This is a genomic window from Bradyrhizobium sp. AUGA SZCCT0222 (assembly GCF_018130205.1).
Lineage (GTDB): Bacteria > Pseudomonadota > Alphaproteobacteria > Rhizobiales > Xanthobacteraceae > Bradyrhizobium.
Genome location: NZ_JAFCLX010000047.1, coordinates 1 through 22,968, shown reverse-complemented (window position 1 = coordinate 22,968; position 22,968 = coordinate 1). Strand labels below are relative to the sequence as shown.

The 22,968-nt window shown below is 63.3% G+C and carries 26 protein-coding genes, 1 pseudogene and 1 riboswitch; of the genes and pseudogenes, 12 read left to right on the top strand and 15 right to left on the bottom strand.

The features are described 5' to 3' along the window. Nucleotides 1-100 precede the first annotated feature (100 nt). Both JQ629_RS29620 and JQ629_RS29615 read right to left on the bottom strand, forming a co-directional pair. Nucleotides 101-475, bottom strand: a complete 375-nt coding sequence (locus tag JQ629_RS29620; RefSeq protein WP_212415619.1) for a response regulator — start codon at nucleotides 473-475, stop codon at nucleotides 101-103. A 38-nt stretch (nucleotides 476-513) separates the two neighbouring features. Next, nucleotides 514-1,389, bottom strand: coding sequence for an MJ0042-type zinc finger domain-containing protein (locus JQ629_RS29615; protein WP_212415618.1), 876 nt, complete (start codon nucleotides 1,387-1,389; stop codon nucleotides 514-516). Between the two features lie 204 nt (nucleotides 1,390-1,593). On the opposite strand from JQ629_RS29615, the gene ftsE reads away from it, so the two are divergent. The 3 genes from ftsE (at nucleotide 1,594) to JQ629_RS29600 (ending at nucleotide 4,047) form a co-directional block, all read left to right on the top strand. Continuing rightward, complete coding sequence (gene ftsE, locus JQ629_RS29610) at nucleotides 1,594-2,253, top strand: cell division ATP-binding protein FtsE (RefSeq protein WP_212415617.1); 660 nt, start codon at nucleotides 1,594-1,596, stop codon at nucleotides 2,251-2,253. After that, nucleotides 2,246-3,217 carry a cell division protein FtsX gene (locus JQ629_RS29605; RefSeq protein WP_212269589.1) on the top strand — a complete coding sequence of 324 codons (972 nt, stop codon included), beginning with the start codon at nucleotides 2,246-2,248 and terminating at the stop codon, nucleotides 3,215-3,217. The genes ftsE and JQ629_RS29605 overlap by 8 nt, the downstream gene beginning before the upstream one ends. 116 nt (nucleotides 3,218-3,333) lie before the next feature. Continuing rightward, nucleotides 3,334-4,047, top strand: coding sequence for a YdcF family protein (locus tag JQ629_RS29600; RefSeq protein ID WP_212415616.1), 714 nt, complete (start codon nucleotides 3,334-3,336; stop codon nucleotides 4,045-4,047). Nucleotides 4,048-4,072: 25 nt separating this feature from the next. Here JQ629_RS29600 and JQ629_RS29595 read toward each other — a convergent pair whose 3' ends face one another. Next, nucleotides 4,073-4,795, bottom strand: coding sequence for a hypothetical protein (locus tag JQ629_RS29595; protein ID WP_212415615.1), 723 nt, complete (start codon nucleotides 4,793-4,795; stop codon nucleotides 4,073-4,075). 83 nt (nucleotides 4,796-4,878) lie between these two features. Then, nucleotides 4,879-5,475: a gamma-glutamylcyclotransferase gene (locus JQ629_RS29590; protein ID WP_212415614.1), complete on the bottom strand. Its 597-nt coding sequence runs from the start codon at nucleotides 5,473-5,475 to the stop codon at nucleotides 4,879-4,881. 188 nt (nucleotides 5,476-5,663) lie between these two features. On the opposite strand from JQ629_RS29590, the gene JQ629_RS29585 reads away from it, so the two are divergent. The 4 genes from JQ629_RS29585 (at nucleotide 5,664) to JQ629_RS29570 (ending at nucleotide 8,428) form a co-directional block, all read left to right on the top strand. Then, nucleotides 5,664-6,851, top strand: coding sequence for a DUF2125 domain-containing protein (locus JQ629_RS29585; protein WP_212415613.1), 1,188 nt, complete (start codon nucleotides 5,664-5,666; stop codon nucleotides 6,849-6,851). Nucleotides 6,852-7,259: 408 nt separating this feature from the next. Continuing rightward, a complete protein-coding gene (locus JQ629_RS29580; protein ID WP_212415612.1) occupies nucleotides 7,260-7,484 on the top strand; it encodes a hypothetical protein in 225 nt (74 codons plus the stop codon). 418 nt (nucleotides 7,485-7,902) lie between these two features. Beyond that, on the top strand, nucleotides 7,903-8,160 hold the full coding sequence (locus JQ629_RS29575; protein WP_212415611.1) for a hypothetical protein: 258 nt from the start codon (nucleotides 7,903-7,905) through the stop codon (nucleotides 8,158-8,160). After that, nucleotides 8,153-8,428 carry a hypothetical protein gene (locus JQ629_RS29570; RefSeq protein WP_249135361.1) on the top strand — a complete coding sequence of 92 codons (276 nt, stop codon included), beginning with the start codon at nucleotides 8,153-8,155 and terminating at the stop codon, nucleotides 8,426-8,428. The genes JQ629_RS29575 and JQ629_RS29570 overlap by 8 nt, the downstream gene beginning before the upstream one ends. 965 nt (nucleotides 8,429-9,393) lie before the next feature. On the opposite strand, the gene JQ629_RS29565 is transcribed toward JQ629_RS29570, so the two are convergent. From JQ629_RS29565 to JQ629_RS29530, 8 genes are all read right to left on the bottom strand, one after another. Beyond that, nucleotides 9,394-9,552 carry a hypothetical protein gene (locus JQ629_RS29565; RefSeq protein WP_212415610.1) on the bottom strand — a complete coding sequence of 53 codons (159 nt, stop codon included), beginning with the start codon at nucleotides 9,550-9,552 and terminating at the stop codon, nucleotides 9,394-9,396. Nucleotides 9,553-9,688: 136 nt separating this feature from the next. Continuing rightward, entirely contained in the window at nucleotides 9,689-10,585 is an 897-nt protein-coding gene (locus tag JQ629_RS29560) for a L,D-transpeptidase (protein ID WP_212415609.1), read from the bottom strand. A gap of 18 nt (nucleotides 10,586-10,603) precedes the next feature. Next, entirely contained in the window at nucleotides 10,604-11,638 is a 1,035-nt protein-coding gene (locus tag JQ629_RS29555) for an amino acid ABC transporter substrate-binding protein (RefSeq protein ID WP_212415608.1), read from the bottom strand. Between the two features lie 173 nt (nucleotides 11,639-11,811). Continuing rightward, nucleotides 11,812-12,429, bottom strand: a complete 618-nt coding sequence (locus JQ629_RS29550; RefSeq protein ID WP_212415607.1) for a HutD/Ves family protein — start codon at nucleotides 12,427-12,429, stop codon at nucleotides 11,812-11,814. 23 nt (nucleotides 12,430-12,452) lie between these two features. After that, entirely contained in the window at nucleotides 12,453-13,502 is a 1,050-nt protein-coding gene (locus JQ629_RS29545) for a malate/lactate/ureidoglycolate dehydrogenase (RefSeq protein WP_212415605.1), read from the bottom strand. A 23-nt stretch (nucleotides 13,503-13,525) separates the two neighbouring features. After that, complete coding sequence (locus tag JQ629_RS29540; RefSeq protein ID WP_212415604.1) at nucleotides 13,526-14,467, bottom strand: prephenate/arogenate dehydrogenase family protein; 942 nt, start codon at nucleotides 14,465-14,467, stop codon at nucleotides 13,526-13,528. A gap of 7 nt (nucleotides 14,468-14,474) precedes the next feature. Next, on the bottom strand, nucleotides 14,475-15,572 hold the full coding sequence (gene hisC, locus JQ629_RS29535) for a histidinol-phosphate transaminase (protein ID WP_212415603.1): 1,098 nt from the start codon (nucleotides 15,570-15,572) through the stop codon (nucleotides 14,475-14,477). A 30-nt stretch (nucleotides 15,573-15,602) separates the two neighbouring features. Beyond that, a complete protein-coding gene (locus tag JQ629_RS29530; protein ID WP_212415602.1) occupies nucleotides 15,603-16,463 on the bottom strand; it encodes a chorismate mutase in 861 nt (286 codons plus the stop codon). A gap of 161 nt (nucleotides 16,464-16,624) precedes the next feature. Next, nucleotides 16,625-16,704: riboswitch (SAM riboswitch) on the top strand. 88 nt (nucleotides 16,705-16,792) lie between these two features. Here JQ629_RS29530 and metX point away from each other — a divergent pair. Further along, on the top strand, nucleotides 16,793-17,995 hold the full coding sequence (gene metX / locus JQ629_RS29525; RefSeq protein ID WP_212415601.1) for a homoserine O-acetyltransferase MetX: 1,203 nt from the start codon (nucleotides 16,793-16,795) through the stop codon (nucleotides 17,993-17,995). 7 nt (nucleotides 17,996-18,002) lie between these two features. Further along, nucleotides 18,003-18,665, top strand: a complete 663-nt coding sequence (gene metW / locus JQ629_RS29520) for a methionine biosynthesis protein MetW (RefSeq protein WP_502753446.1) — start codon at nucleotides 18,003-18,005, stop codon at nucleotides 18,663-18,665. A gap of 99 nt (nucleotides 18,666-18,764) precedes the next feature. On the opposite strand, the pseudogene JQ629_RS29515 reads toward metW, so the two are convergent. Next, a pseudogene (locus JQ629_RS29515) lies at nucleotides 18,765-19,630 on the bottom strand (alpha/beta fold hydrolase). A gap of 241 nt (nucleotides 19,631-19,871) precedes the next feature. Between JQ629_RS29515 and JQ629_RS29510 the strand changes: the two are divergent. The 3 genes from JQ629_RS29510 to JQ629_RS29500 all read left to right on the top strand — a co-directional run bounded on the left by JQ629_RS29510 (nucleotide 19,872) and on the right by JQ629_RS29500 (nucleotide 21,892). Then, nucleotides 19,872-20,564, top strand: coding sequence for a TIGR02594 family protein (locus tag JQ629_RS29510; RefSeq protein WP_212415599.1), 693 nt, complete (start codon nucleotides 19,872-19,874; stop codon nucleotides 20,562-20,564). Between the two features lie 106 nt (nucleotides 20,565-20,670). Then, on the top strand, nucleotides 20,671-21,150 hold the full coding sequence (locus tag JQ629_RS29505; protein WP_212415642.1) for a Crp/Fnr family transcriptional regulator: 480 nt from the start codon (nucleotides 20,671-20,673) through the stop codon (nucleotides 21,148-21,150). 370 nt (nucleotides 21,151-21,520) lie between these two features. Beyond that, the gene (locus tag JQ629_RS29500; RefSeq protein WP_212415598.1) at nucleotides 21,521-21,892 is read left to right on the top strand and encodes a hypothetical protein; all 372 of its coding nucleotides are present in this window, start codon (nucleotides 21,521-21,523) and stop codon (nucleotides 21,890-21,892) included. A gap of 216 nt (nucleotides 21,893-22,108) precedes the next feature. On the opposite strand, the gene JQ629_RS37605 is transcribed toward JQ629_RS29500, so the two are convergent. Together JQ629_RS37605 and JQ629_RS37600 are read right to left on the bottom strand one after the other, a co-directional pair. Then, nucleotides 22,109-22,243, bottom strand: a complete 135-nt coding sequence (locus tag JQ629_RS37605; RefSeq protein WP_283815965.1) for a hypothetical protein — start codon at nucleotides 22,241-22,243, stop codon at nucleotides 22,109-22,111. A 97-nt stretch (nucleotides 22,244-22,340) separates the two neighbouring features. Further along, entirely contained in the window at nucleotides 22,341-22,475 is a 135-nt protein-coding gene (locus JQ629_RS37600; RefSeq protein WP_283815964.1) for a hypothetical protein, read from the bottom strand. Nucleotides 22,476-22,968 lie beyond the last annotated feature (493 nt).

Genomic DNA, 22,968 nt, shown 5'->3' with positions numbered 1-22,968 from the left:
AGCGGCTCTCTCCCCGTCATTGCGAGCGAAGCGAAGCAATCCATCTCGCGACAAAGCAAGTATGGATTGCTTCGTCGCTACGCTCCTCGCAATGACGAAACTACGTCTTCCGCGCCGCCAGCGCATCGGCCACCGCGGTGCGGATATCCGCGACCGAAAACGGCTTTGTCACCACGTCGTGCACGATCGCATTGAGGCCGGAGGCGCGTTCGCGCTGATCGGCAAAGCCGGTCATCAGCAGAATCTTCAGATTGGGGAAATCGCGCGCCGCCGCCAGCGCCAGCGCGATCCCGTCCATCACGGGCATCTGGATGTCGGTGAGCAGCAGGTCGAACGCACCCTTTTCGCGGTTGAGGATATCAAGCGCCTCGGCGCCGTCCTCGGCGGTGATAGTCTCATGGCCGTCCATGGCGATGGCGCGCGCCACCAGGGAGCGCATCGAGTCTTCGTCGTCGGCAATCAATACACGCGGCATGGCAACAGCTCATTTGCGAGCGGGACGTCCGGCCAGGTTTACGCGCGGCCGGCGGCCAGATCCCGCTTGTTGAAGAAGCGTACATCAATATTGCGGCCTTCGGGCGGCGGCGACGCCAGCCGCGACTTGAAATAGGCGCGCTCGCCCGGCTTCAGCACCGGCTGCTCGAGCACCGCGTTCCAGGCATAGATCTCCGCGCCCTGTTCGTCGCGAACGCTAAAGCGCAGCCGCGGCAATTCGACCGGCTTCCTGGTCTCGCCGACGATCACGCCTTCGATGACCAGCACCGGCTTGCCGTCGACGGTCTCGTTGGTGATCTTGATGTCCTTGAACGACAGTCCGCGCAAATTCACATCCAGCCCGACCATCTTGTAGAACGTCGCGGTCTGCGGCAGCAGCCGCACCACGTCGGTGCGCCAGAACATCAACGCCACGACCAGCGCGCCCATCGCGGCGCAGGCGACGGGAGCGCTGATGGACGGCAGGCGCATGGACGGCAATTTGGGCAGCCGGAACAGCTTGGCCAGCCGCGAGCGGTGGGTGGAAACCGCCTCCTGATGCGCCTCGGCATCCTGCTGGGCGACCGACGGCCAGTCGGCTTCATTTCCCCGGGAACTTTCGCCCTCGGCGGGCCAATCGGCCGAAATCGACGGGCTGTCGACCATCGGTGGCTCCTGGGCCTCTTCCTGGCGGGCCATGGCCTCCCACTCGGCGGCAGCGTCCGCCTCGGCATTTCCGGTTCCCTGGCTGGCTTCCGCCATCGCCGGCACGGCAGGCGCGATCTCGACCGCGTCCTCGGGGCGCGCCAGCCAGGTTTCCTTGCAGCGGGAACAACGGACGGTACGGCCGGCGGCACCCAGGGTGGCCAGCTTGATCGCGTAGGATGTTGTACAATGGGGGCAGACGATGTGCATGGAGCCCGTTTCCACAGTGTCTTTGGGCCGATGCTACCTAGCGACCGTTAACGAATCGGAAACCATAACGGTCGCACAACCGTTTTGTCCGGCTCGCGCCCAAAGCCTGGGGCTGCGAGCCCCAAGGTATGGGTTTCCGGTCAAGGCCCAGGCAAACGTCGAGGCCGAGGCAGAAGCCGAGGCCCATCTCGAGCGGAGCTGAGCTTGGTTCGGTTCGAAAATGTTGGATTGCGCTACGGGCTCGGCCCGGAGATTTTGCGCGACCTGTCGTTCCTGATCCCGGCCCATTCCTTCCAGTTCCTCACCGGCCCGTCGGGCGCCGGCAAGACCTCGCTGCTGCGGCTGTTATTCCTGTCGATGCGGCCGACGCGCGGCCTGGTCAATCTGTTCGGCCACGACGTCTCGCTGCTCGGCAAGGACCAGATTGCGGATTTGCGCAAACGCATCGGCATCGTGCTGCAGGATTTTCGCCTGCTCGATCACATGACGACCTATGAGAACGTGGCGCTGCCGTTCCGCGTCATGGGGCGGGATGAATCCAGCTACCGGCGCGAAGTGATCGATCTGTTGAAATGGGTCGGGCTCGGCGAGCGCATGGATGCGCTGCCGCCGATCCTGTCCGGCGGCGAAAAACAACGCGCGGCGATCGCGCGCGCGGTGATCTCGCGTCCGCAATTATTGCTGGCGGACGAGCCGACCGGCAGCGTCGATCCGACGCTGGGCCGGCGGTTGCTCCGGCTGTTCATCGAGCTCAACAAGTCTGGCACCGCCGTGATCATCGCGACCCACGACATCACGCTGATGGATCAGTACGAGGCGCGGCGTCTGGTGCTGCATCAGGGACGGGTGCATATCTATGAGTAGATCCGGTGACGAGCATGGTCCGCTGGTCGATCTCGGGCACGAACGCCCGCAGGTCCCGGCGCGGGCGCGCAACATGTCGCCGATCGTGCCGCGCGCCTCGATCTCCGGCCGCGCGCTGGTCGCGGTGGTCGCGATCATGACGTTCCTCGCCTCGATCACCACGGGCACCGTGCTGCTGGTAAGCGCGTCGGCGGCGGAGTGGCAATCGGAAGTTGCCAGCGAAATCACCATCCAGGTGCGTCCCTCGGCAGGCCGCGATCTCGACCGCGATGCGATCGCGGCCGTCGAGGCGATGCGGGCGCAGCCCGGCATCGTCGAGGTCCGGCCCTTCACCAAGGACGAGTCGGCCAGATTGCTGGAGCCGTGGCTCGGCACCGGGCTGTCGATCGAGCAACTGCCGGTGCCGCGCGTCATCGTAGCAAGGGTGCAGCCCGGCACCACGCCCGACCTCGCCGCCTTGCGCGCGCGGGTGCTGCAGGCAGCCCCCTCCGCCAGCGTCGACGATCACCGCGCCTGGATCGAGCGCATGCGCTCGATGACCGGGGCGACGGTATTCGCCGGCATCGGCATCCTGGCGCTGGTGATCGTGGCGACCATCATTTCGGTGTCGTTTGCGACGCGTGGCGCGATGGCGGCGAACCGCCCGATCGTCGAGGTGCTGCATTTCGTCGGCGCCGGCGACAGCTACATCGCCAACCGCTTCCTGCGGCATTTCCTCAGGCTCGGCCTCGAGGGCGGGTTGATCGGCGGCGGCGCTGCAATGCTGGGTTTTGGTTTCTCGGAATCGATCGCGAGCTGGTTCTCGGGCACGCCGGTCGGCGATCAATTTGCCGCGCTGCTGGGGACGTTTTCGCTGCGTCCGTCCGGCTATCTGGCGCTGGCGGCGCAGGCGGTGCTGATCGCCGCGATCACGGCCTGGGCCTCGCGGCGGACGCTGTTCGCGACGCTGGACGACATTGATTGAAACGTTTTCGAGCGAAGCAATGGCCGGGGACTTGATCCGGGGGAGGGCGCCGGACCAGACTCCACTTCGCCCAAAAAACTTCTAGAATTGCGAGCGGAGAGGACAGCAAGAACTGCATGCGTGTGCAACCCGACGATACGTCGCCGAATGCGCCGGCCGTGCGGCCGCGAGGGTGGCTGCGTGCGACCATCGTCGCCACGCTGGCGCTCGGCTTCGTCGGCGCGGCGGTGGGCTTCATCGGCTTCCTGTCGCAACTGCGCGGCGTCGAAATCAAGCCGGCCCGCAATGCCGACGGCATCGTGGTGCTGACCGGCGGCTCGTCGCGGGTGTCGGATGCGATGGAATTGCTGGCCGGCGGCTATGGCAAGCGGCTCTTGATTTCGGGCGTGCACCCGACCAACGCCGCCAGCGACATCTCCCGCACGCTGCCCGACAACCATTCGCTGCTGCGCTGCTGCGTCGATCTCGACCGCTCGGCCGTCAATACGCGAAGCAACGCGGCGGAGACGCGGCGCTGGGTCAAGGACCGCGGTTTCAAATCGCTGATCGTGGTGACTTCGAACTACCATATGCCGCGCGCGATCGTCGAATTGTCGCATGCGATGCCGGATATCGAACTGATCCCGTTCTCGGTGGTCGGCGACCGATGGCGCGACGAGCCGTGGTGGACCTCAGGCGTAACCTTCCGCCTGCTGCTGTCGGAATATGTAAAATATGTCGCCGCCGAATTACGGGTGACGCTTGCCGATATCGGCATCGAGCTTTTGCCTGACGATCAGCCGACCGGTTCGACGGCACCGCGCCGGCCAGCGACCGCGCAGGCGAATTGACCGCAGGCGCTGCTACCCGCTGTGCCTAAGCCGCGCAGATCAGTTTCAGCTCGGCTTCGAACCGGATGCTTCGCTTGCCCGCCAGCGCGGTCCCCTCGAGGGTGCCGCCCTCCGCATCGCACGTCCCGGAAAACCCGATTCCGATTTCATGCCCGCCAAAGACCGGGTCTTCACCCCGTGCTGGCGTGTGTTCCTGATTGACCATCTGGCCTTTCCAGCGGCCGCCGGCTGATGAATACGATCCGAGGTAATAGAAGAAGGCATCGCCGCCGACGATGCGGCCGTCGTTGAGCAGCATGACGCCGGTCAGGCCGCCGGGCATGCCGTCGAGGATCTTGAGGTGAATCGAGTAGAGCCCGTTGGAAATGCCGCCTTCGCCGATGGTGCCGGGGGCTGCGAGTTCGCTCTCGTCGAGCGGTGTCATCACCGATCGAAACGTCGCGTTGGGCATTTGCGGCGAGCCGCCCTCGAAGCAAAACGCGTTTCCGACCGCCCGTCCGGTGACCGCAATGGTCGAAACGTCGGAGCCGAGCAGCGATTGATGAGCAGCACCGAAATTGTGCCGGCGGCTGGTCACCTCGACGGCGATCTCCTCGCCGTCGAAACGATAGGTGCCGATATGGGCGAACCCCGAATTGCCGCCCAACAGCTTGCCGTCCCGGACGTAGCTGACGCTGCGTCCGACGGCTTCGTTGACCCTGAATTCGCTTTTAAAGAAGCCGTCGAAACGGTGTGATGTCGTGCCCATGCGGGACACCTAGCCCAGAACGCCATTTGCGTCACCCCGTTTTCCACCTCATCGGAGCTGGGTGGCGAAAATGCCGCAAACGCCTATTCGGCAGGCGTTTTCCGCTGCACGACTGGGTGCGAATCGTGCAGCATCAATGCCAGCTGGTGCAATTGCGTATCGCGAAAACCTTCGGCTTCGATCGCCTTCACCGTCGCCAGCACATAGTCGCGGTTGACGCCGGACTGGCCGTGACCCTGCAGCACATGACGCAATTGGTCCGCCAGCGACAGCCGTCCGGCGTACTGCACATGGCCGCGGTCGACCACATAGGCCAGCGCACTGACGCGCTGCCGCGCCTCGTTCTCCAGCCACAGCGAGCGCTTCACCTCGCGGTAGACCGAGGTGACCTGTTCGCGCTCGCGTAAATAGGCGACGGTGGCGGCGCGGTTCTGTTCCGCGACCCGGAATGCGATGCCGCGGCAGGCGCCGCCGCGATCGAGCCCGAGTACCAGGCCGGGTTTTTCCGGGGTGCCGCGATGGACAAAGGAATAGACGCACAGCGCGCGGTGCTCGCCGATCAGCCGGGCCGGCACCCGTTCGACGAATTCGAAGCCCGGCCGCCACATCAGGGAGCCATAGCCGAACACCCAGAGGTCGCCGCTGGAGAATTCCGAATCTTGCAGGGTCATTGCGGACATCGGCACAAGCGTTTTCGAACGAAGCATGCCCTCGGACTTGATCCGGGGGTGAGGACCGGTTCGCGTAAAGAAAACGCGTCCAAACGAGGAACGGCTACCAGAAGGGGAGAAGCGAAGCAAATTCAGCGGCTTTTGCCGGGGCCGGTACTCGCTTACATTTGACAAAATCATGAGCCAAAGGTCGCCGCATGCCTGACATCACCCCTGCGCCGCGCCGGCGCCCGCTTTGGCGCCTTTTCATCTTGCCCGCACTGCTGGTGGTCGCAGCCATCGCCTGGAGCGGTTTCTGGTTCTATGCGGCCTCCGAGGTCGGCGTGCGCGCCGATGCGTGGCGCGCGCAGGAAGCGAAAGCCGGCCGGATCTATGATTGCGGCAAGCGCTCGGTCGCGGGCTATCCGTTCCGCCTCGAAGTCCGCTGCGAGGACGCCAGCGTGACGCTGGTCTCGCAGACCGCGGGCGCCGGCGCGCCGTTCACGGCGCGGCTCGGCGAGATCATGGTGATCGCCTCGATCTACCAGCCGAAACTCCTGATCGCCGAATTCAAGGCACCGGCGACGATTGCCGATCGCGGCCAGCCTCCGTCGCTGAAGGTGAGCTGGAGCGTTGGCCGCAGCAGCGTAGCGGGGCTGCCGGCCGTTCCGGAACGCGCCTCGATCGTGTTCGACAATCCCACGATCGAGCGCGTCAACGGACCGGTGCAGACGCCGCTGGCGCGCGCCAACCGTGTTGAACTGCACGGCAGGCTTGCGGAGGGATCATCGATTGCAGATCCGGTGATCCAGACCGCGCTGCAGATATCAGCAGGGAGCATTCAGGAATTGCATCCGCTGCTGGCGACGCCGTTCGAATCCGATGTGCAGACCAAGCTCAGCGGCCTGAAGGATTTCTCGCCAAAGCCGTGGCCCGAGCGCTTCCGCGAAATGCAGGCCGCGGGCGGCAAGGTCGAGATCGTGCGATCGCGGATTCAGCAGGGCGAACTGGTCGCCGTGGCCGCGGGGACACTGGGCCTCAACGCGCAGGGGCAGATCGAGGGCGAGCTGCAGATGACGGTGACAGGTCTGGAGCGGGTGATCCCGGCGCTGGGTATCGACAAAATGCTGGAGCAGGGCGTGCCGCAGGCCACGCTCGATCGCGTGGCGCCCGGCGTCAAGAGCCAGGACCTCACCAATCTGTTCGGCGCGCTCGACAAGGCTATTCCGGGTCTTGGCAAGGTCGTCAAGCAGAACACCAATGTCGGCGTCGCCGTCGGCATCAATTCGCTCGGCACCGCAGCCGAACTGGAAGGCAAGAAGGCCCGCAGCTTCCCGCTGCGCTTCGTCGACGGCGCTGTGTTGCTGGGGCCCCTGAAGGTGGGACAGATCCCGCCGCTGTTTTGATTCTTCCCGTCGTCCCTGCGAAAGCCAGATGCGCAATTGCGCATCGTGGGACCCATACGCCGGGGCCCGCGTCGTTGGATAAGCAGGATAACGATCAGCGTGAGACCATTTCCGCTGGTGGTTATGGGTCCATGCTTTCGCAGGGACGACGAAGGTTAATGATATCTCCGCATTCCATCACCTGCTTGCGCGCCGTGAATTTTTGATCGCCGAGGCGTGTGCTGGCGGCAGGAATATTGCCGCAAGATTCAATCGCATTCGGCATTTTTGTTCGACCTGTTCCACTGTTGGAACAGCCGCTTAGTTCACGATGCGTGACTCGCGTCACGGCGATCGCTGAACCGTTCCGACATTCTGACGATGGTTGCGGGATGATCCCGCACCTCAACAGATGGATGGAGAACTGGAATGACGGACGTTACGAAAAACGATGCAGTCAATCATGAGCTTTCGATCGATGAACTCGACGCCGCTGCCGGCGGCTTCTGGAAGGAACTGGCCGTCGCGGTGGGTGCCGGCGGCGTGACCGGCGGCATGGGCGGCGCGGCGGTCGGCGGCATCGGCGCCATACCGGGTGCCATTGGCGGCGCGCTCCTCGGCGGCATCGGATATTGCATCAGCGCAATCTTTTGAGCTGACCGTGCCAAGCGAGACTGTCGAATCGTTTTCGATTCAGCAGTCTCGCTTTCGCGATTGCCTTCGGCGCGACGTCATGAGAGGGCGTCGCATTTTTTAGATGACGCGGTCCCCGGGTTGCATCAGCGCGCTCGGCCGGGATCGAGTTGGCGAAAAATGACCTCGCGTCATTAATCGCCTTCGGCATATATCGATCGAGTGATCTGCCCGACGCAAACGGAGTACTCCGTGAAGGGAGTGCTTTACCCCCGAGGGAATGTTGCGCTCGGAAGCACTTTGGTGCTCGGCTATGGCAGCTTCCGAAGTCGAGTCCAAAGAGAGGTAAGGGCCGTGATCGGCCGCCAGACGACTTAAACAGTATCGCAAACTGCAAGTCGGAACTCACCACAAGAGAGCTTGTCCGCAGGAGGAGCAGATGACGAAGCGCCCCTCAGGAGCAATGGGAATCTTGGGTGATCAAAGCCCACTAACAGGCAACTCGGTGAGAGCGAATGAATGGGAGCTGTCGCTGCCGAAATTTCATCACCAGGCAGAAAACGGCGTGCTCTCAATACCTGATCCCGGTCCAACGGGCTTTGATTTCGTCCTGCCCGATCAGGACCCCGCGGCTGAAGCGCTGTGGGCTCTGGCAAGAGATTTCATGTGGCGGCGAGCTTTGATGAAAGATGACTAGTGAACGACTGCTGATGGCCCTGCAATTCCACCGTGCCGTCGATAGTTTGGAAATCTGGAGCGCGAGCAGTGACGGCTTTTCGTTCGTGATCACCCACGAGAGCCGCGCCGGCCCCGGCTTTCACGGACGGCCCGGCTACGTGGCGTCATGGCGTCCGCTTTATCAGGGCAGCGGGGCGATCAAGATCGGCGGATCGCCTTTTTCAACGTTCGAGGCGACCGAGGAAGCGTGCAACCTGATGCTGAAGCATCTGACGAGTGAAAGCTGACGGGAGGATTGGGATAAATTACGAAGAGGCCGGTCGCTAAACCGTTCCGGACTTTTTACGGTTCCAAACAGGCAGGATGGTCAATATTGACCAACCCTCAAGCAGCAAATGTGGTTTGGTAATTTGCGAGCGCTGCGCCAGGGCCGCCCCCCGCGCCGCGCTCAAGACGGCCCCAGCGCTCTCCAGCCCCCGCGCTGGGGCCATTCTTTTGAGGCGGCTAATCCGGGCGCAGGCGGGCTCAGGGCCGAGCAGCGGTCGTTGCGCCACCGCATTTTCGCCTAACAATCATGGGTACGTGAACGCAGGGCAGGTTCAAATGCCGGAGCCCTGTCATGTTGAGACTGGTTTTTGTTGCGTCCGTACTGGTTGCCTTTTCTTCATCCGCATCAGAAGCACGCCCGCCCCGCATCGTTGGTCAAGCGCCGGGATGCAACGTAACCATGCCGTGTGACTTTTCGAATTCGCCAACGCAACGCGTGAGTATGAACGCATACGGCCGGGAATCGCAGAGCACAGAACGGCCGGCAATTTTGCCGCGCAATGCAAGGGCGGAAACGAATAGCGGGCGTAGTCAAATCGTCGGCGGGCGCCCAGCCGGTTGTCCCCGCTCTTTCTGCGGGTGCGGTGCATCCATGCGGGTGTTCGGCCATATCGTGCCCGGATTAAATCTTGCCTCCAACTGGCTGCGGTTTCCCCGGACGGCGCCTGCACCGGGAATGGTTGCCGCGCGACGTGGGCACGTCTTCGTCCTGGAGCAGCATGTCGGAGGTGATACGTGGATGGCGTACGATGCCAACTCGGGTGGCCACGCAACGAGAATCCATGCGCGCTCGTTGCGCGGGTATACAGTTGTTAATCCGCGCGCGACGTAATCCAAAGACTCTTTTGTCGACGAGATGAGTTTTCGTGCGCTGCAAGCGCCTTTCGAAGAATCGAACATTCGCCGCAAGGCGCTTGCAGGAACCTCAACGGGTAATCTTGTGAACCAGCGACTCGATGCCTGCGCGGATCGCAACGGCGGTGGCAATCGCAACCACGATGAGCGGCTGGTAGAGGGCGCCGCCCGACGCGGCATCGAGTTCATCGATGGTCAGTTCGTCGGCTTTTTTGGTCAGCTGTTCCATTTTAGTCCCTCCTGTTGCCGGTGGAGGGACTATTCCCGCCATCCGTCAGGGCAGGAGTAAGCGCGGCAGTTCCCGGTGGCTGTGACGATAGTCACAGCCGGAGTATTGCGCCCGCCGTCGGCGCGCACCCCAGCCCCTAGCTGACAAACACCACCCGCGTTTCCAGCGAAACCCGGCGGTACAAATCCTCGACGTCGTCGTTGACGAGCCGGATGCATCCGGAAGCGACGAGGTGACCGATGGTTTTGGGCGAGTTCGTGCCATGAATCAGCAGCCCGGGCTTGTCCAATAGCAACGCGCGGGCGCCGAGCGGACTGCCGGGACGGCCGGCGGAGGCGGCCAATGCGTCGGCATCCCGGGCGCTTTGCGCGGAAGAGCGCCAGTCCGGCCATTCGAGCTTGTTGGTGACGCGGAAGAAGCTGCCGCCCTTGAGGCATTCCTGCGCAATCCCGATGCCGTAGCGGCGCGCGGAATTGTTGGAATCGATCAGATAGAGAAAGCGGTTTTCCCGGTCGATCACGATCGAGCCGGGAACCACGGTGGTGCGGTAGAACACCACTTGCCGCTGCAGCGAAAACGGCAGGCCCTCGCCGGTGGAGCCGCCGTCCTCGCCGGCCTTCAGGTCGGCCATCACGACGTCTTCGCGCGCGCGTGCCGCTTTCGCTGGCGCCGGCGCCGTCACGTTGGTCGCGACGACGACCGGGCCTTTGGTTGCGACATATCCGTACATGAAGGCCGCCAAAGCGATGGCGAGTGCAAGCGCACCGGCGCCGAACGCCCATGGCTTCCAGTTCGTGCCTTCCGACAACACTTCGTTGATCTGAGCGGCGTCGCGGCCTTCCTCGACGGCGATCTCATCCTCGATCCGCCGGATCGCGGCTTCAAGCGCGGCGACATTTGAGGCGGCGGCCTCGCGGGTGAGATGGGACGACCTCGTAATGAGGTCATAGGCGTCCTTGTAGATCTTGTCGCGGCCGAGGGTGTCCTTGCCGGCAACGGCTTTGGTCAGCAATGCATAATAATCCACGGTCATGGCCTGACCCCTGAAGAACTATCTGACGGGAGGCGCGTACTGGATGCCGCCCTGGGTCCAGAGCGCATTCAGCCCGCGTGGAATGCTGAGTTTCGACTGCGTGCCGACGTTTCTCTCATAGATCTCGCCGTAATTGCCGACCGCCCGCACGGCGCGCGCGGCCCAGTCATTGGCGAGGCCCAACTGCGCGCCGAATTCGCCTTCGGTGCCGAGCAGGCGTTTTATGTTGGGATTAGCTGATTTCACCGCATCGTCGATGCCAGCCTGTTTGACGCCAAGCTCCTCGGCATTGATCAATGAATAAAGCGTCCACTTGACCAGGTTGAACCATTGGTCGTCGCCTTGCCGCACCGCGGGTCCGAGCGGCTCCTTTGAAATGACTTCCGGCAGGATGATGTGGCTGTCGGGCGCAGAGAGTTTTAGACGCTCGGCGTAGAGCTGCGAGACGTCGCTGGTCAGCACGTCGCATTTGCGATCGTCATAGGCCTTGAGGCTTTCCTCGGCGGTGGCGAGCGCCAGCACCTTGAGCGGCATGTCGTTGGCGCGGAAATAATCCGCCAGGTTCAGTTCGGTCGTGGTGCCGGTCTGGGTGCACACGGTCTTGCCGCCGAGTTGCAGGGCGGTGTCGATTTTGGCATCCCGGCGCAGCAGGAAACCCTGGCCGTCGTAATAGGCGACGCCGGCAAACATCAGGCCGAGCGAACTTTCCCGCGACATCGTCCAGGTCGAGTTGCGCGACAGCACGTCAATCGTCTTCGACTGCAGCGCGGAAAAGCGCGTGGCCGCATCGAGCGGCGTGAATGTCACTTTTGCAGGGTCGCCGAAGATCGCCGCCGCGACGGCGCGGCAGATATCGACGTCGAAGCCGCTCCAGGCGTTCTTGTCATCCATGCTGGAAAAGCCCAGCAACCCCTGGCCGACGCCGCAATTCAGCGTGCCGCGCTCCTTGACGGCGTTCAGGGTCTGGGCTCGCGCCGGATCGCCGCTCGCGAACAGCAGGGTCAGCAACGCGATGACGGGAAAGATGATGGGTCGCTTCTTGGAGCCGGACATTTTTTCCCCGCGATCGGTGGCTGCAGCTTCTTCAAGTGGCGGCAAGTTCTTTGGCGGAAGTGATGTTGGCAAGCTAACACAAGTGGAAGCGTTACCAATGTGTTTCCGGAATGGCTCGCTTGCGCGAGGGGAACTGCGCGGCCGACCGTCATCGTTCCTTGCTGCGTTCCGGATCAGCCGGATGTCCGCACCACGGGAATAACGCTGGCGACGATAACGGTGCCAAGCCGGCTTGCGACTGCAAAACTTTCTCCGGCATCGATGCGCATCGCATGGCCGGCCGAGATCTCGCGGGCCTTGTCGTTGATCGCCAGTTCGCAGGAATCTGTCGCGGCATAGACGATGTGAATGCCGGCCGGGCAGGCGTGCGTTGCGCCGCTCAAAGGGCAGGAGAGGTCAATCGCCACGCGCGACCGGTCACCGATCAGATTGACGACTTCGACGGGGCCGGCTTCGATCCGGCTGACAATACTGGTTTCTCCGGCAAACCGGACCGGCCTGAACGGTTGCCTGACGTCGATCTCTCCAACGGGTGTCCCGAGCACGAGCCCCTCGCCGGACACCAGCACCAGCTGGCGGTCATAGCCGCTCAAATCCGAGAACGCGCCCGGCGTCACGATGGCGGTCCGGCTGAAACGCCAGACGATTCCTTCCCAACTGCCCGGCGCGAATCCAGGAAGCATAGCCGCGGCGATATCGATCGTGACCCCGCCGCCGTTCTTCCAGGGCATATGCCGGTAGCTGGCGGGATCGAGCGCCGTTAGCTGCATCCCGCCGGCAGAGGACTTCATTGCATGCGCCCAAACGGAGTTGCTCAGCTATCGATCCGGATCTGATAGCGCTCGGCGATATCAGTCAACTGGCCCCAGGTCGTGTCATCGATTTCGATGCCTTTGGCGATACGCTGCGCCCGCGCAAGCCGCTCGGGCTCACCGGCGATCAGCACCGGCGAATCCGATTCCGCTGGCTTGGCCGATTTCACCCAGGAAATCATGTCGTCGATCTCGGCCATCATGCTGTCGCGCGTCGAAAGCCTGATAGGGTCGATCACGATGCTCAGCATGCCATTGATGATGCCGCGTTCGGGCGGCGTCGATGTGGTGACGCTAGGCGAGCCGACAATGGCGCCGGCCAGGAGTTCGCACACCAGCGCCAATCCGGAGCCCTTGTGCTCGCCGAACGGCAGCACCACGCCGCGCGGGTCGGTGTACATGACGGAAGGGTCGGTGGTGGGCTGGCCCGCATGGTCGAGCAGCGCGCCGTCGAGCATCGGCTTGCCGGCATTATGCGCCACCCGCACTTTTCCCAGCGCCACGCGGCTGGTGGCGAAATCGAGCAGGATCGGCTCGTTGTTGTCGGTGCCGGGGATCGCGATGCAGACCGGGTTGGTCAGGAATCTTCCTTCGCGGCCGCGGAAGGGCGCAACGCCGGGTGAACCCGAAGCGACATTCACAAAATGCAGCGCCACCATGCCGGCGCGGGCGGCGATCTCGCCATAGGTGCCGACGCGGCCGATATGGTGCGCGTTGCGGAGCCCGTTGACCGCGACGCCATGTTTCCTGGCCGCCTCGATCGCCCATTCCACCGCCTGGCGCGCGACCACCTGGCCGTAGCCGGCGCGGGCATCCCACACCGAGATGGTGCCGGTGTCGGAGACGATCTCGGGCGTCTGGTTGATCTTCAGCGTGCCGGCGTCGAGGTCGCGCACATAGGCGACCAGCATGCCGACGCCATGGCTGTCATGGCCGCGCAGATTGGCCTCGACCAGATGCTCGGCCACGATGGCGGCTTCCGTCGGCGAACTGCCGCCGGCCGTGACGATGCGGTTTGTAAGCGCAAGCAGCTTCGAATGGTCGATGATCATGTTTCGCTCCGTCGTGAGCCGGTCTACTCCGGCTTCTTTGTTAAATTCGCGTGCGGGCGGCCGAAGTCGGGCGCCGCCGAATCCTGGCCGATCTCGACGATGCCACGGCGGATGGCGCGGGTGCGGGTAAAATGCTCGAACAGCGCCTCGCCATCGTTGCGGCGGATCGCGCGCGTGAGTTTTGAGAGGTCCTCGTTGAAGGTGCCGAGCATTTCCAGCACCGCTTCCTTGTTGGCCAGGAACACGTCGCGCCACATCGTCGGATCGGAGGCTGCGATGCGGGTGAAATCGCGAAAACCGCCGGCGGAGAATTTGATCACTTCCGACGACGTCACCTGCGCCAGTTCGTCCGCGGTGCCGACGATGGTGTAGGCGATCAGATGCGGCAGATGGCTGGTGATCGCGAGCACGAGATCATGATGGTCCGGCGTCATGATCTCGACCTTGGCGCCGAGGCCGGCCCAGAACTCGCGCAGCTTTTCCACCGCGGCGGGATCGGTCCCATCAGGCGGCGTGAGAATGCACCAGCGGTTGATGAAGAGTTCGGCAAAGCCGGAATCGGGACCGGAATGCTCGGTGCCGGCGACGGGATGGGCGGGAACGAAATGGACGCCTTGCGGAATATGCGGGCCCATATCGCGCGCGATGGCGCCCTTGACCGAGCCGACGTCGGAGACGATGGCGCCCGGCTCGAGGAACGGCGCGATCTCCTCGGCGACCGGTCCGCAGGCGCCGACGGGAATGCAGAGGATCACGAGGTCGGCGTCTTTGACCGCCTCCGCGTTGGTTTCGAGCACGCGATCGACCACGCGCAATTCTTCCACCCGCGCGCGGGTCTTGGCCGAGCGTGCCGAGGTGACGATCTCGCCGGCGAGAACCTGCGCGCGTGCGGCGCGGGCGATCGAGCCGCCGATCAGGCCGAAGCCGATCAGCGCGACGCGTTTGAAGAGAGGTTCAGTGCTCACGTGATGCTCACTTGCCCGCCACAAAGTCTTTGAGGCCGTCGACGACGAGGCGGTTGGCCTCTTCGGTGCCGATGGTCATGCGCAGCGCATGCGGCAGGCCGTAATTGTTCAGCGCCCGCAGCACCAGGCCGCGTTTTGTTAAGTAAGCGTCGGCATCCGCCGAGGTCTTGCCCTTCTCCTGCGGGAAATGGATGAGGACAAAATTCGCCACGCTCGGCGTCACCTTGAGGCCGAGCTTGGAAATTTCTTCGGTCAGCCAGTTGCGCCAGTGCTCCGTAAAGGTCTTCGACATCTGGACATGCGCGGTGTCCTCGATCGCGGCGACCGCGGCCAGCATCGCCGGCGTCGAGACGTTGAAGGGCCCGCGAATCCGGTTGACGGCGTCGACGATGTTGGCCGGGCCGAACATCCAGCCGATCCGCAACGACGCCAGCCCGTGAATCTTGGAGAACGTATGCGTCACCACGGTGTTTTCCGTGGTCGCCACCAGCTCGATGCCGAGTTCGTAATCGTTGCGCGATACGTAGTCGGCATAGGCGGCGTCGAGCACCAGCAGCACATGATCAGGCAATCCGGCGCGCAGCCGCTTGACCTCGTCGAACGGAATGTAGGTTCCGGTCGGGTTGTTCGGATTGGCGAGCCACACCATCTTGGTGCGCGGCGTGACCAGCTTCAGGATCGCGTCGACGTCGGCGGTGAAATCGGTCTCGGCCGCCACGACATTCTTGGCGCCGTTCGCCATGGTCGCGATCGGGTACACCAGGAAGCCGTGGCTGGTCGAGATCGCCTCGTCGCCATGCTTGAGATAGGTGTGCGCCAGCAAATTGAGGATTTCGTCCGAGCCGGCGCCGCAGATGATGCGGTTCGGATCGAGCCCGAAGGCGCGGCCGATCGCCTCGCGCAGCACCCGTGAGGTGCCTTCCGGATAGTCCTCCAGATGACCAGCCGCGTCCTTGTAGACCGCCAGCGCCTTCGGTGACGGGCCAAACGGCGTCTCGTTGGCGGACAGCTTGAACACCTTGCGGCCGGGCTCGGCCACCGGGCTCTTGCCGGGGGTGTAGGGCGCAATATCGAGAATGCCGGGGTTCGGCACGGGGCGGGACATCTTCTGGCTCCGGATCGTAGGGCGTCTATTTCAGGATTTGGCCGCCCCGTTCGGGGGCACCGTATAGCGTGTTGCGTGGCTGCCGACGAGGGCCGAGGAGCGCACCGACGCGCCGGCCTCGATCAGGGCTGTCTTGATCTTCTCAAGTCCGATGCCTGATATCGACACCAGCAGCGCGGCGCCGTCGAAGGCGGTATCGGGGACGGCGACGATCTCGGCGAGCGGCGCCAGCGCACGCGCGATCTCGGCGTTCCAGCCGGAGACGCGCACGCTCCAGGTTTCGACTTCGGTCACCATGGCGTTGTCGGCGACGCGCGAGACCACGAACACCGGCAAGGCCGCCGGATGGTCGGCGCGTTCGAGGAACGGCAGCCGCGCGATGATCTTCGGCGCGCCGTCGGCTTCGAGCGCAATCCACCACGGCGTACGGCTCGACGTCGCCGAGACCAGCGCCAGATCGCCCTTCGATTTCGCCACCGCTTCGACCGCGGCCTGCGCGCTGAAATGCCCGACGTATGGCACCACGAATCCGAAATGAAACCGCGCCGAATCGCGCATCGCGGATTCGCCGACCGACACATCCGCATGCATCGAGAACGGCGCCTGGACGTAAGTGAAGGTCGAGATGATGACGCGCCAGATGCTCTCGATGGTGTCGATGGGCAGGATGCCGCGGTGCCGCTCCACCAGCCGCCGCATCATGTCGGCCTCGCGCGCCGGGCGGAACGCGGAGCCGACTTCCTGGGTCTCCTTGACCTGGATCAGCCGATCGATGATGTCGCCGCGCGCCATCAACAGGCGGTGAACCTGCTCGTCGATGCTGTCGATCTCCTTGCGCAGCACCGCGAGGGAGGGCGGGGCGGGGGGTGCCTTCGAGGGTCCCTTGGACATGTTCTAGCCTTTAGCGCCGGGGGCCGAAATCACCGGCAAATACAAGGGCATTGATTAGGAAAGACGGCCGCCGAAAGCAAAGAGAAACATCGGCAATGATGGCGCGCCCGGCCGGTTAACCATGGCCCGCCTTGACGAAAAGCTCCCTTCGGACTACCTTTAGCCCATTCCGTGGTCATTTGAGCCGGCCGGCTTGCAGCCACGTTAAACAACTCGCTAAACAGGCCGGGGACAGAAGTGATCCCGGTCGAACCTTTGTTCAGGCCGGGTTTTTTTTATGGCCTGATTTCTGTCCGGGAGGGCCTCAGCTTTCGAGGTCGGTGGCCGAGATGACAAACGTTCAGTCGATACCAAGCCCCTCGATCCATAGTGAGGATCGGGCCCACGAGTCGGATCATCCGACTTCGCAGGTCGCGAAGTTCGGCGCTGACCAGCCGCTCAAGCTCGATTGCGGTGTCGATCTGGCGCCCTTCCAGATCGCCTACCAAACCTATGGCGAGCTGAATGCGGACCGGTCCAACGCCATTCTGGTTTGCCATGCGCTGACCGGCGATCAGCATGTCAACAATGCGCACCCCGTCACCGGCAAGCATGGCTGGTGGGACACCATGGTCGGCCCCGGCAAGCCGCTCGACACCAACCTCTACTTCATCATCTGCAGCAACGTGATCGGCGGCTGCATGGGTTCGACCGGCCCGGCCTCGACCAATCCGGCCACCGGCAAGTTGTGGGGGCTGGATTTCCCCATCATCACCCTTCCCGACATGGTGCGCGCGCAGACCATGCTGATCGATCGTCTCGGCATCGAGACGCTGTTCTGCGTGGTCGGCGGCTCGATGGGCGGCATGCAGGCGCTGCAATGGACCGCGGCGTATCCGGCGCGCGTGTTCTCGACGCTGGCGATCGCATGTTCGACGCGGCATTCGGCGCAGAACATCGCATTCCATGAGCTTGGCCGACAGGCCGTGATGGCCGATCCGGACTGGCGCGGCGGCCGCTATTTTGAACATGGCACGCATCCGCATCGCGGCCTCGGCGTCGCGCGGATGGCCGCGCATATCACCTATCTCTCCGACGCCGCACTGCACCGCAAGTTCGGGCGGCGGATGCAGGACCGCGAGTTGCCGACGTTTTCGTTCGACGCCGATTTCCAGGTCGAAAGCTATCTGCGCTATCAAGGCTCGTCGTTCGTCGAGCGGTTCGACGCCAACTCCTATCTCTATCTGACGCGCGCGATGGATTATTTCGACATCGCCGCCGACCATGATGGCGTGCTCGCCAAAGCGTTTACCGGCATCCAGACCCGCTTTTGCGTGGTGTCGTTCACGTCGGACTGGCTGTTCCCGACCGCGGAATCACGCGCGCTGGTGCATGCGCTCAACGCATCGAGCGCGCGGGTGTCGTTCGCCGAAATCGAAACCGACCGCGGCCACGACGCCTTCCTGCTCGACGTGCCCGAATTCTTCGACATTTCGCGCGCTTTTCTGCAATCCGCGGGCAAGGCGCGCGGCCTGAAAACGGCTGGTGGTTGACATGTCGATGTCTCAACAGACCCTGCCGCTCACCGGCGTCGAGCCGCACCGCACCGAGAACCTTCGCAGCGATCATCTGCTGGTCGCCGAAATGGTGCAGCGCGGCTCCAAAGTGCTCGACGTCGGCTGCGGCGATGGCGAGCTGCTGCAGATCCTGGAAAGCCGTGGCATCGACGGCCGCGGCATCGAGCTGTCGCGCGAGGGCGTCAACCGCTGCGTCGCCAAGGGCCTTGCGGTGGTGCAGGGCGACGCCGACACCGACCTCGTCAATTATCCCGACGACGCCTTCGACTACGTGATCCTGTCGCAGACGCTGCAGGCGACCCGGCAGCCGAGGGTGGTCTTGGAAAACCTGCTGCGGATCGGCCATCGCGCCATCGTCTCGTTCCCGAATTTCGGGTTCTGGCGGATGCGTCTGCAGCTATTGGTCGGCGGCCACATGCCGCGCACCGAAAACCTGCCCGCGACCTGGTACGACACGCCGAACATCCATTTCTGCACCATCAAGGATTTCGTCCAGCTCTGCGACGAGATCAACGTCAAGATGGAGCGCGCGGTCGCCCTCGATCTCTACGGCCGCCCGTTGCGGCTGAATTTGCCGTGGTGGTTCTGGAACATGTTCGGCGAGCAGGGTGTGTTTTTGCTGAGCCGGGCGGAGAAGGGAAAGTGACGCCGTAGGCGTCATCCCGGGATGGTCCGAAGGACCAGACCCGGGATCTCGAGATTCCGGGTTCGATGCTTTGCATCGCCCCGGAATGACGGAAGGAGGTCAACCCGCCACCATCGACCTTGCATCCCGCACCGGCCACCTCCCGGCCTCCACCAGCGCGATAAACCGCTCGACCATTTCATTGAACAGCGCCGGCTCTTCCAGGTTGAGCACGTGGCCCGATTTCGGGAAGAACGTCAGTCCCGCCGCCGGCAAATGCTGCTTCAGGAACAGGCTCGGCTCGATGCAATTGTCGTCCTCGTCGCCGCAGATGATCAGCGCCGTGTCGGCACGTTGCGGATCGCGTCGGTCAAGGTGTAGATCGAGGGCCGGCCGCCCTGAAAACTGCGCATGGTGTTGGCCGAGCCCTTGGCGTCATGGCGCGCCAGCGCGGCATAGAAATCGGCGTGGCCGCGCGGGTCCTTGACCAGGAACGGAATCCGGCTCGGCGCCTCGCGCGTCACCTTGGCGACCTCCACCGAGCCGATCTTTTCGTACTGCTCGGCATTGGCCAGGCATTGCTTGCGGAAGGCTTCGAGATTTTCGATTGCAGAGCCGGAGCCGACGCCGGCCAGCGTCATCGACAGCGCGCGCTCCGGGGCGTTGAGGCCGATCTGCAGCGACGAATAGGCGCCCATCGACAGGCCGATGAAATGCGCCTTGGCGATCCCGAGATGATCGAGCACGGCGAGCGCGTCGGTGTAGAAATGCTTGTAGGTGTACACGTCTGATGTCGGCGGCACGTCGGAAGGCGTATAGCCCCGCGCCGAATAGGCGATGCAGCGGTGGCCGCGCGAGAAGTAGCGCATCTGCGGCTCCCAATTGGTGTGGTCGGCCGCGAATTCATGCAGGAAGATGATCGGCGTTCCCGTGCCCGCTTCTTCGAAATGCAGGCGGACATTATCGCTGGTGACGGCATGGGGCATTTAAGGTTCCTCTTGGTTTTGGCGCGTTCTCCGGCCCCGAAAATTGCAGTTAATGCTCTGGGCCGCAATGCGGCAGGCTCGTTTCTTTTTGGCCATCAAATGGGCGCGGAATCACCCCGGAATCGTTTCCGCACCGCCGCATGAAATCTTCCTCTCGCCACAGCCAAAAATTCAAACCCGTCGCCGCGTTCGTTTGTTCACGAACGCTGCGAGATAGTTGGTGTGTCATAGAGGATCAAAGATGCTTCAGTTGTTTGCGTTTCGCCGGTCGCTTCGTGTCCTTGCGCTGGCGTTGTGTTCGGTTTCGATCGCAGTCATTGCCACGCCGGCGTCAGCCCGGCCCCACCACGGCGCAGGGCGCCACGTCCGCGGCTACCACGCCGGTCACCATGCACGGCATTACGCCCGCCACCATCACCGGAAGATCGCGCGCCTGTCGCGCTGGGAACGCGGCGTTAAGCAAATGCAGGCCGGCGGCTTTGCCGATGCCAACGCTAACGCCGATGTCAACGTCACTTTCACCGATCATAATTCGACCCTGACGCCGCCCGGCGGCGTGATGGCGCCGAGCAGCTTTGGCGGCTCTTCCAACGTCGTCGCTGAGGCGCGGCGTTACCTCGGCGGCAACCCGACCGGGCGTGGCAGCCTGTGGTGCGCCCGCTTCATGAACATGGTGCTGCAGCATTCCGGCTATCGCGGCACCGGCTCGGACATGGCGAAATCGTTCGCCAGCTACGGCCAGCGCGTTTCCGGCCCGCAGGTCGGCGCCATCGCCGTGATGACAAGGGGCCGCGGCGGCGGCCATGTCGGCGTGATCACCGGCATCGACGCCAAGGGCAACCCGATCATGATCTCCGGCAACAACGGCAACCGGGTCCGGGAAGCGCCGGTCTCGCGCGGCCGGATCTACGCCTACGTGATGCCGACGAGTTGAAATCGTCACTGCAAAGGAACCGCAAGGTGGGCACAGGCGCGTCTGCGCCGTGCCCATCTTGGCCGGGCCCGCTTGCCGCCGCCGGGCGCGCGGGTATATTGGCCCGATGGCTGTCAGCTCCCCAGATCTGAAAGCGTTCCTGCTCGCCACGCCTTTCTTCGGTGGCCTCTCAGACGCAAGCCTCGATCTTTTGATCTCAATGCTGGCCGAGCGCCGCTTCGACGCCGGCGCCACGGTCGTCGCGGAAGGCGAGGCGGGTCGATCGATGTTCATCGTTCACTCCGGCCAGCTGGTGGTGAGCAAGCTGCTGGATTCCGGGCGCGTCCTACGCATGACGGGTCTCGAGCCCGGGGATTTTTTCGGCGAAATGACGCTGATCGAAATGCAGAACCGCTCAGCCACCGTCGTCGCGGAGAGCCCTACCGTGCTGTACGAGCTCACGGCCAGGCAACTCTACGCGTGCTACAAGGCCGACATCCACGCCTATGTGATGGTGATGCAGAACATCAACCGCGAGCTTTGCCGGCGGCTCCGCCGTGCCGACAGTCGCATTGCCGAGTTGCAGATGCTTCACGCCAGTGAATGACGCAGCCTCGCATGCATCAGGTGGGCGACAACATCTAGAGCAGGATGACTTTTGCTTGATTCGGCGCACGTCATCCTGAGGTGCGAGCGCAGCGAGCCTCGAAGGATGGGCCACGGGCCGTATCATCCTTCGAGGCGCGCAAGAGCGCGCACCTCAGGATGACGGTGGGAAAGTGCGTGTCGGCCGCCTCAAAACCCACCAGGCTGTAGCTCCCCACGGCAAATCGCAACCTCTGGTCAGACCGGGAACCGGCAGGGCCGGGCCTGCGCATTGCAGCCGCATTGGTTTCACTGAATGGCCACATCGGAATCAGACCCCAACCAAACTTCGTGGATAGGAGTCCTTCCAGTCAAACTGAAAAGGAGTGAGCATGCGCATCGTTACGGCATCCGTCATCATTGCCGCCCTCTTTCTGGGCGCGCCAGCTTTCGTGCAGGCACAGGGAACCCCCTCGCAATCGCAAGGAAGCCCGTCGCAATCCGAGACACAGGCGCCTCAGTCGAGCACGGTCATCCGGAGCATACAGGTCGTCGACATCAAGGATCTGCAGCCGGCGGTGCGCTCGAAAGTCGATGAGCTCGTGGCCCAGACACGTGAGGAAGACATTCAGTCGCTTCGCAAATCCATTGACGCGACGCCGGAAGCGGCATCTGTGCTCAAGGCCAAGGGCCTGACTTCGTCACAAGTCGTGGCCATCAACATCGCCGATGGTGTCCTGACGATGTTTGCCAAGACGGCTTGAGCAAGACGGCTCGAACAGAACGGTAGGATGGGTAGAGCCAACGGGTCGCGCGAATGCGCGCCCGATGATGGCGAAACCCATCACTGCAGTCTGCGAATAGGTGATGGGTTTCGCTGCGCTCTACCCATCCTACATACCGCCTAATGAGATTTAGATGCGGCCACCAAGCCCGCCGGGAGCGAATCCGGCGGGCTTTATGGTATGACCTCGTATGCTCTACGCGATCCAGTAGATCGCCATTCCAACAGCCACGAGGGCCATAACACCAGCGGTCAGCATCCCGTAGTTCCGCTCTGCCTCAGTCGGCAGCGCTTCTCTCGCAGCGTCCTCATGAATCAGGTCGTGTTTCATTACGCACCTCCAGGGATTCAAAACCGACCGCACGAGTCGTTCCGGCCCTCGAAGCGGGTTAGCCAGAAACTCCCACCCACCCGATGGCTCAGGCGGTTCACGTCATCAGGTCGACGAACAGTCTGAGGAGCGACACGATGAGCCCGGCTGAAGCAATCGCCGTGCTGAGGTCGACAACCTCGATGAGAGCCTGTCGCTGTTCGTTGTCCAACAGTGAGAAGACTTTGCGCATGGCGTCCTCCACCCCGCGCAAACGTTCTGAGCGGTCGCCGGTTCCATTTGGGAGACCTATGCCCGCGGACGGGCGCAGCAGGCGCGACAAAACGACCCGACGGCCGCGCCCGGCGTAGCCTTGGCGAAGCCGGAGCAAATCAGTTCTGTTTTTCGGAAACCGTGTCAAGTAGAAAATTTCTGTAAATCAAAAATATTTCTGTTGTCGGCCGGCCCAAATCAGTGCGCATCTATCGCCATCCCGTCCCACTCAGAGGGCGTCGGCCGTCGTCACGGACGTGGACGGGTTGCGGTGGACGCTGGTTTGCGCTGAGACGATGGCGCGGACGGGCGTACGGCAAAACCGTGTGGTCCTAGCGCCCGTTGCAGGCGTCAAGCTGTGGGAGAAGCGCAAGCGGGAACGGCGGCGACGGAGTCACTCGTCTCCGGGGAGATCACGGCATAAGCCGTAAAGCCATTGCGCAGGGAAGGCCGGGTGTTCTCCGCTGCCCTGT

What these genes read in the sequence shown, in the direction of transcription:
- JQ629_RS29620 (WP_212415619.1), bottom strand. Translation starts at nt 475, where the DNA reads ATGCCGCGTGTATTGATTGCCGACGACGAAGACTCGATGCGCTCCCTG.
- JQ629_RS29615 (WP_212415618.1), bottom strand. Translation starts at nt 1,389, where the DNA reads ATGCACATCGTCTGCCCCCATTGTACAACATCCTACGCGATCAAGCTG.
- JQ629_RS29605 (WP_212269589.1), top strand. Translation starts at nt 2,246, where the DNA reads ATGAGTAGATCCGGTGACGAGCATGGTCCGCTGGTCGATCTCGGGCAC.
- JQ629_RS29600 (WP_212415616.1), top strand. Translation starts at nt 3,334, where the DNA reads ATGCGTGTGCAACCCGACGATACGTCGCCGAATGCGCCGGCCGTGCGG.
- JQ629_RS29595 (WP_212415615.1), bottom strand. Translation starts at nt 4,795, where the DNA reads ATGGGCACGACATCACACCGTTTCGACGGCTTCTTTAAAAGCGAATTC.
- JQ629_RS29590 (WP_212415614.1), bottom strand. Translation starts at nt 5,475, where the DNA reads ATGTCCGCAATGACCCTGCAAGATTCGGAATTCTCCAGCGGCGACCTC.
- JQ629_RS29585 (WP_212415613.1), top strand. Translation starts at nt 5,664, where the DNA reads ATGCCTGACATCACCCCTGCGCCGCGCCGGCGCCCGCTTTGGCGCCTT.
- JQ629_RS29580 (WP_212415612.1), top strand. Translation starts at nt 7,260, where the DNA reads ATGACGGACGTTACGAAAAACGATGCAGTCAATCATGAGCTTTCGATC.
- JQ629_RS29575 (WP_212415611.1), top strand. Translation starts at nt 7,903, where the DNA reads ATGACGAAGCGCCCCTCAGGAGCAATGGGAATCTTGGGTGATCAAAGC.
- JQ629_RS29570 (WP_249135361.1), top strand. Translation starts at nt 8,153, where the DNA reads ATGACTAGTGAACGACTGCTGATGGCCCTGCAATTCCACCGTGCCGTC.
- JQ629_RS29565 (WP_212415610.1), bottom strand. Translation starts at nt 9,552, where the DNA reads ATGGAACAGCTGACCAAAAAAGCCGACGAACTGACCATCGATGAACTC.
- JQ629_RS29560 (WP_212415609.1), bottom strand. Translation starts at nt 10,585, where the DNA reads ATGACCGTGGATTATTATGCATTGCTGACCAAAGCCGTTGCCGGCAAG.
- JQ629_RS29555 (WP_212415608.1), bottom strand. Translation starts at nt 11,638, where the DNA reads ATGTCCGGCTCCAAGAAGCGACCCATCATCTTTCCCGTCATCGCGTTG.
- JQ629_RS29550 (WP_212415607.1), bottom strand. Translation starts at nt 12,429, where the DNA reads ATGAAGTCCTCTGCCGGCGGGATGCAGCTAACGGCGCTCGATCCCGCC.
- JQ629_RS29545 (WP_212415605.1), bottom strand. Translation starts at nt 13,502, where the DNA reads ATGATCATCGACCATTCGAAGCTGCTTGCGCTTACAAACCGCATCGTC.
- hisC (WP_212415603.1), bottom strand. Translation starts at nt 15,572, where the DNA reads ATGTCCCGCCCCGTGCCGAACCCCGGCATTCTCGATATTGCGCCCTAC.
- JQ629_RS29530 (WP_212415602.1), bottom strand. Translation starts at nt 16,463, where the DNA reads ATGTCCAAGGGACCCTCGAAGGCACCCCCCGCCCCGCCCTCCCTCGCG.
- metX (WP_212415601.1), top strand. Translation starts at nt 16,793, where the DNA reads ATGACAAACGTTCAGTCGATACCAAGCCCCTCGATCCATAGTGAGGAT.
- metW (WP_502753446.1), top strand. Translation starts at nt 18,003, where the DNA reads ATGTCTCAACAGACCCTGCCGCTCACCGGCGTCGAGCCGCACCGCACC.
- JQ629_RS29510 (WP_212415599.1), top strand. Translation starts at nt 19,872, where the DNA reads ATGCTTCAGTTGTTTGCGTTTCGCCGGTCGCTTCGTGTCCTTGCGCTG.
- JQ629_RS29505 (WP_212415642.1), top strand. Translation starts at nt 20,671, where the DNA reads ATGGCTGTCAGCTCCCCAGATCTGAAAGCGTTCCTGCTCGCCACGCCT.
- JQ629_RS29500 (WP_212415598.1), top strand. Translation starts at nt 21,521, where the DNA reads ATGCGCATCGTTACGGCATCCGTCATCATTGCCGCCCTCTTTCTGGGC.
- JQ629_RS37605 (WP_283815965.1), bottom strand. Translation starts at nt 22,243, where the DNA reads ATGAAACACGACCTGATTCATGAGGACGCTGCGAGAGAAGCGCTGCCG.
- JQ629_RS37600 (WP_283815964.1), bottom strand. Translation starts at nt 22,475, where the DNA reads ATGCGCAAAGTCTTCTCACTGTTGGACAACGAACAGCGACAGGCTCTC.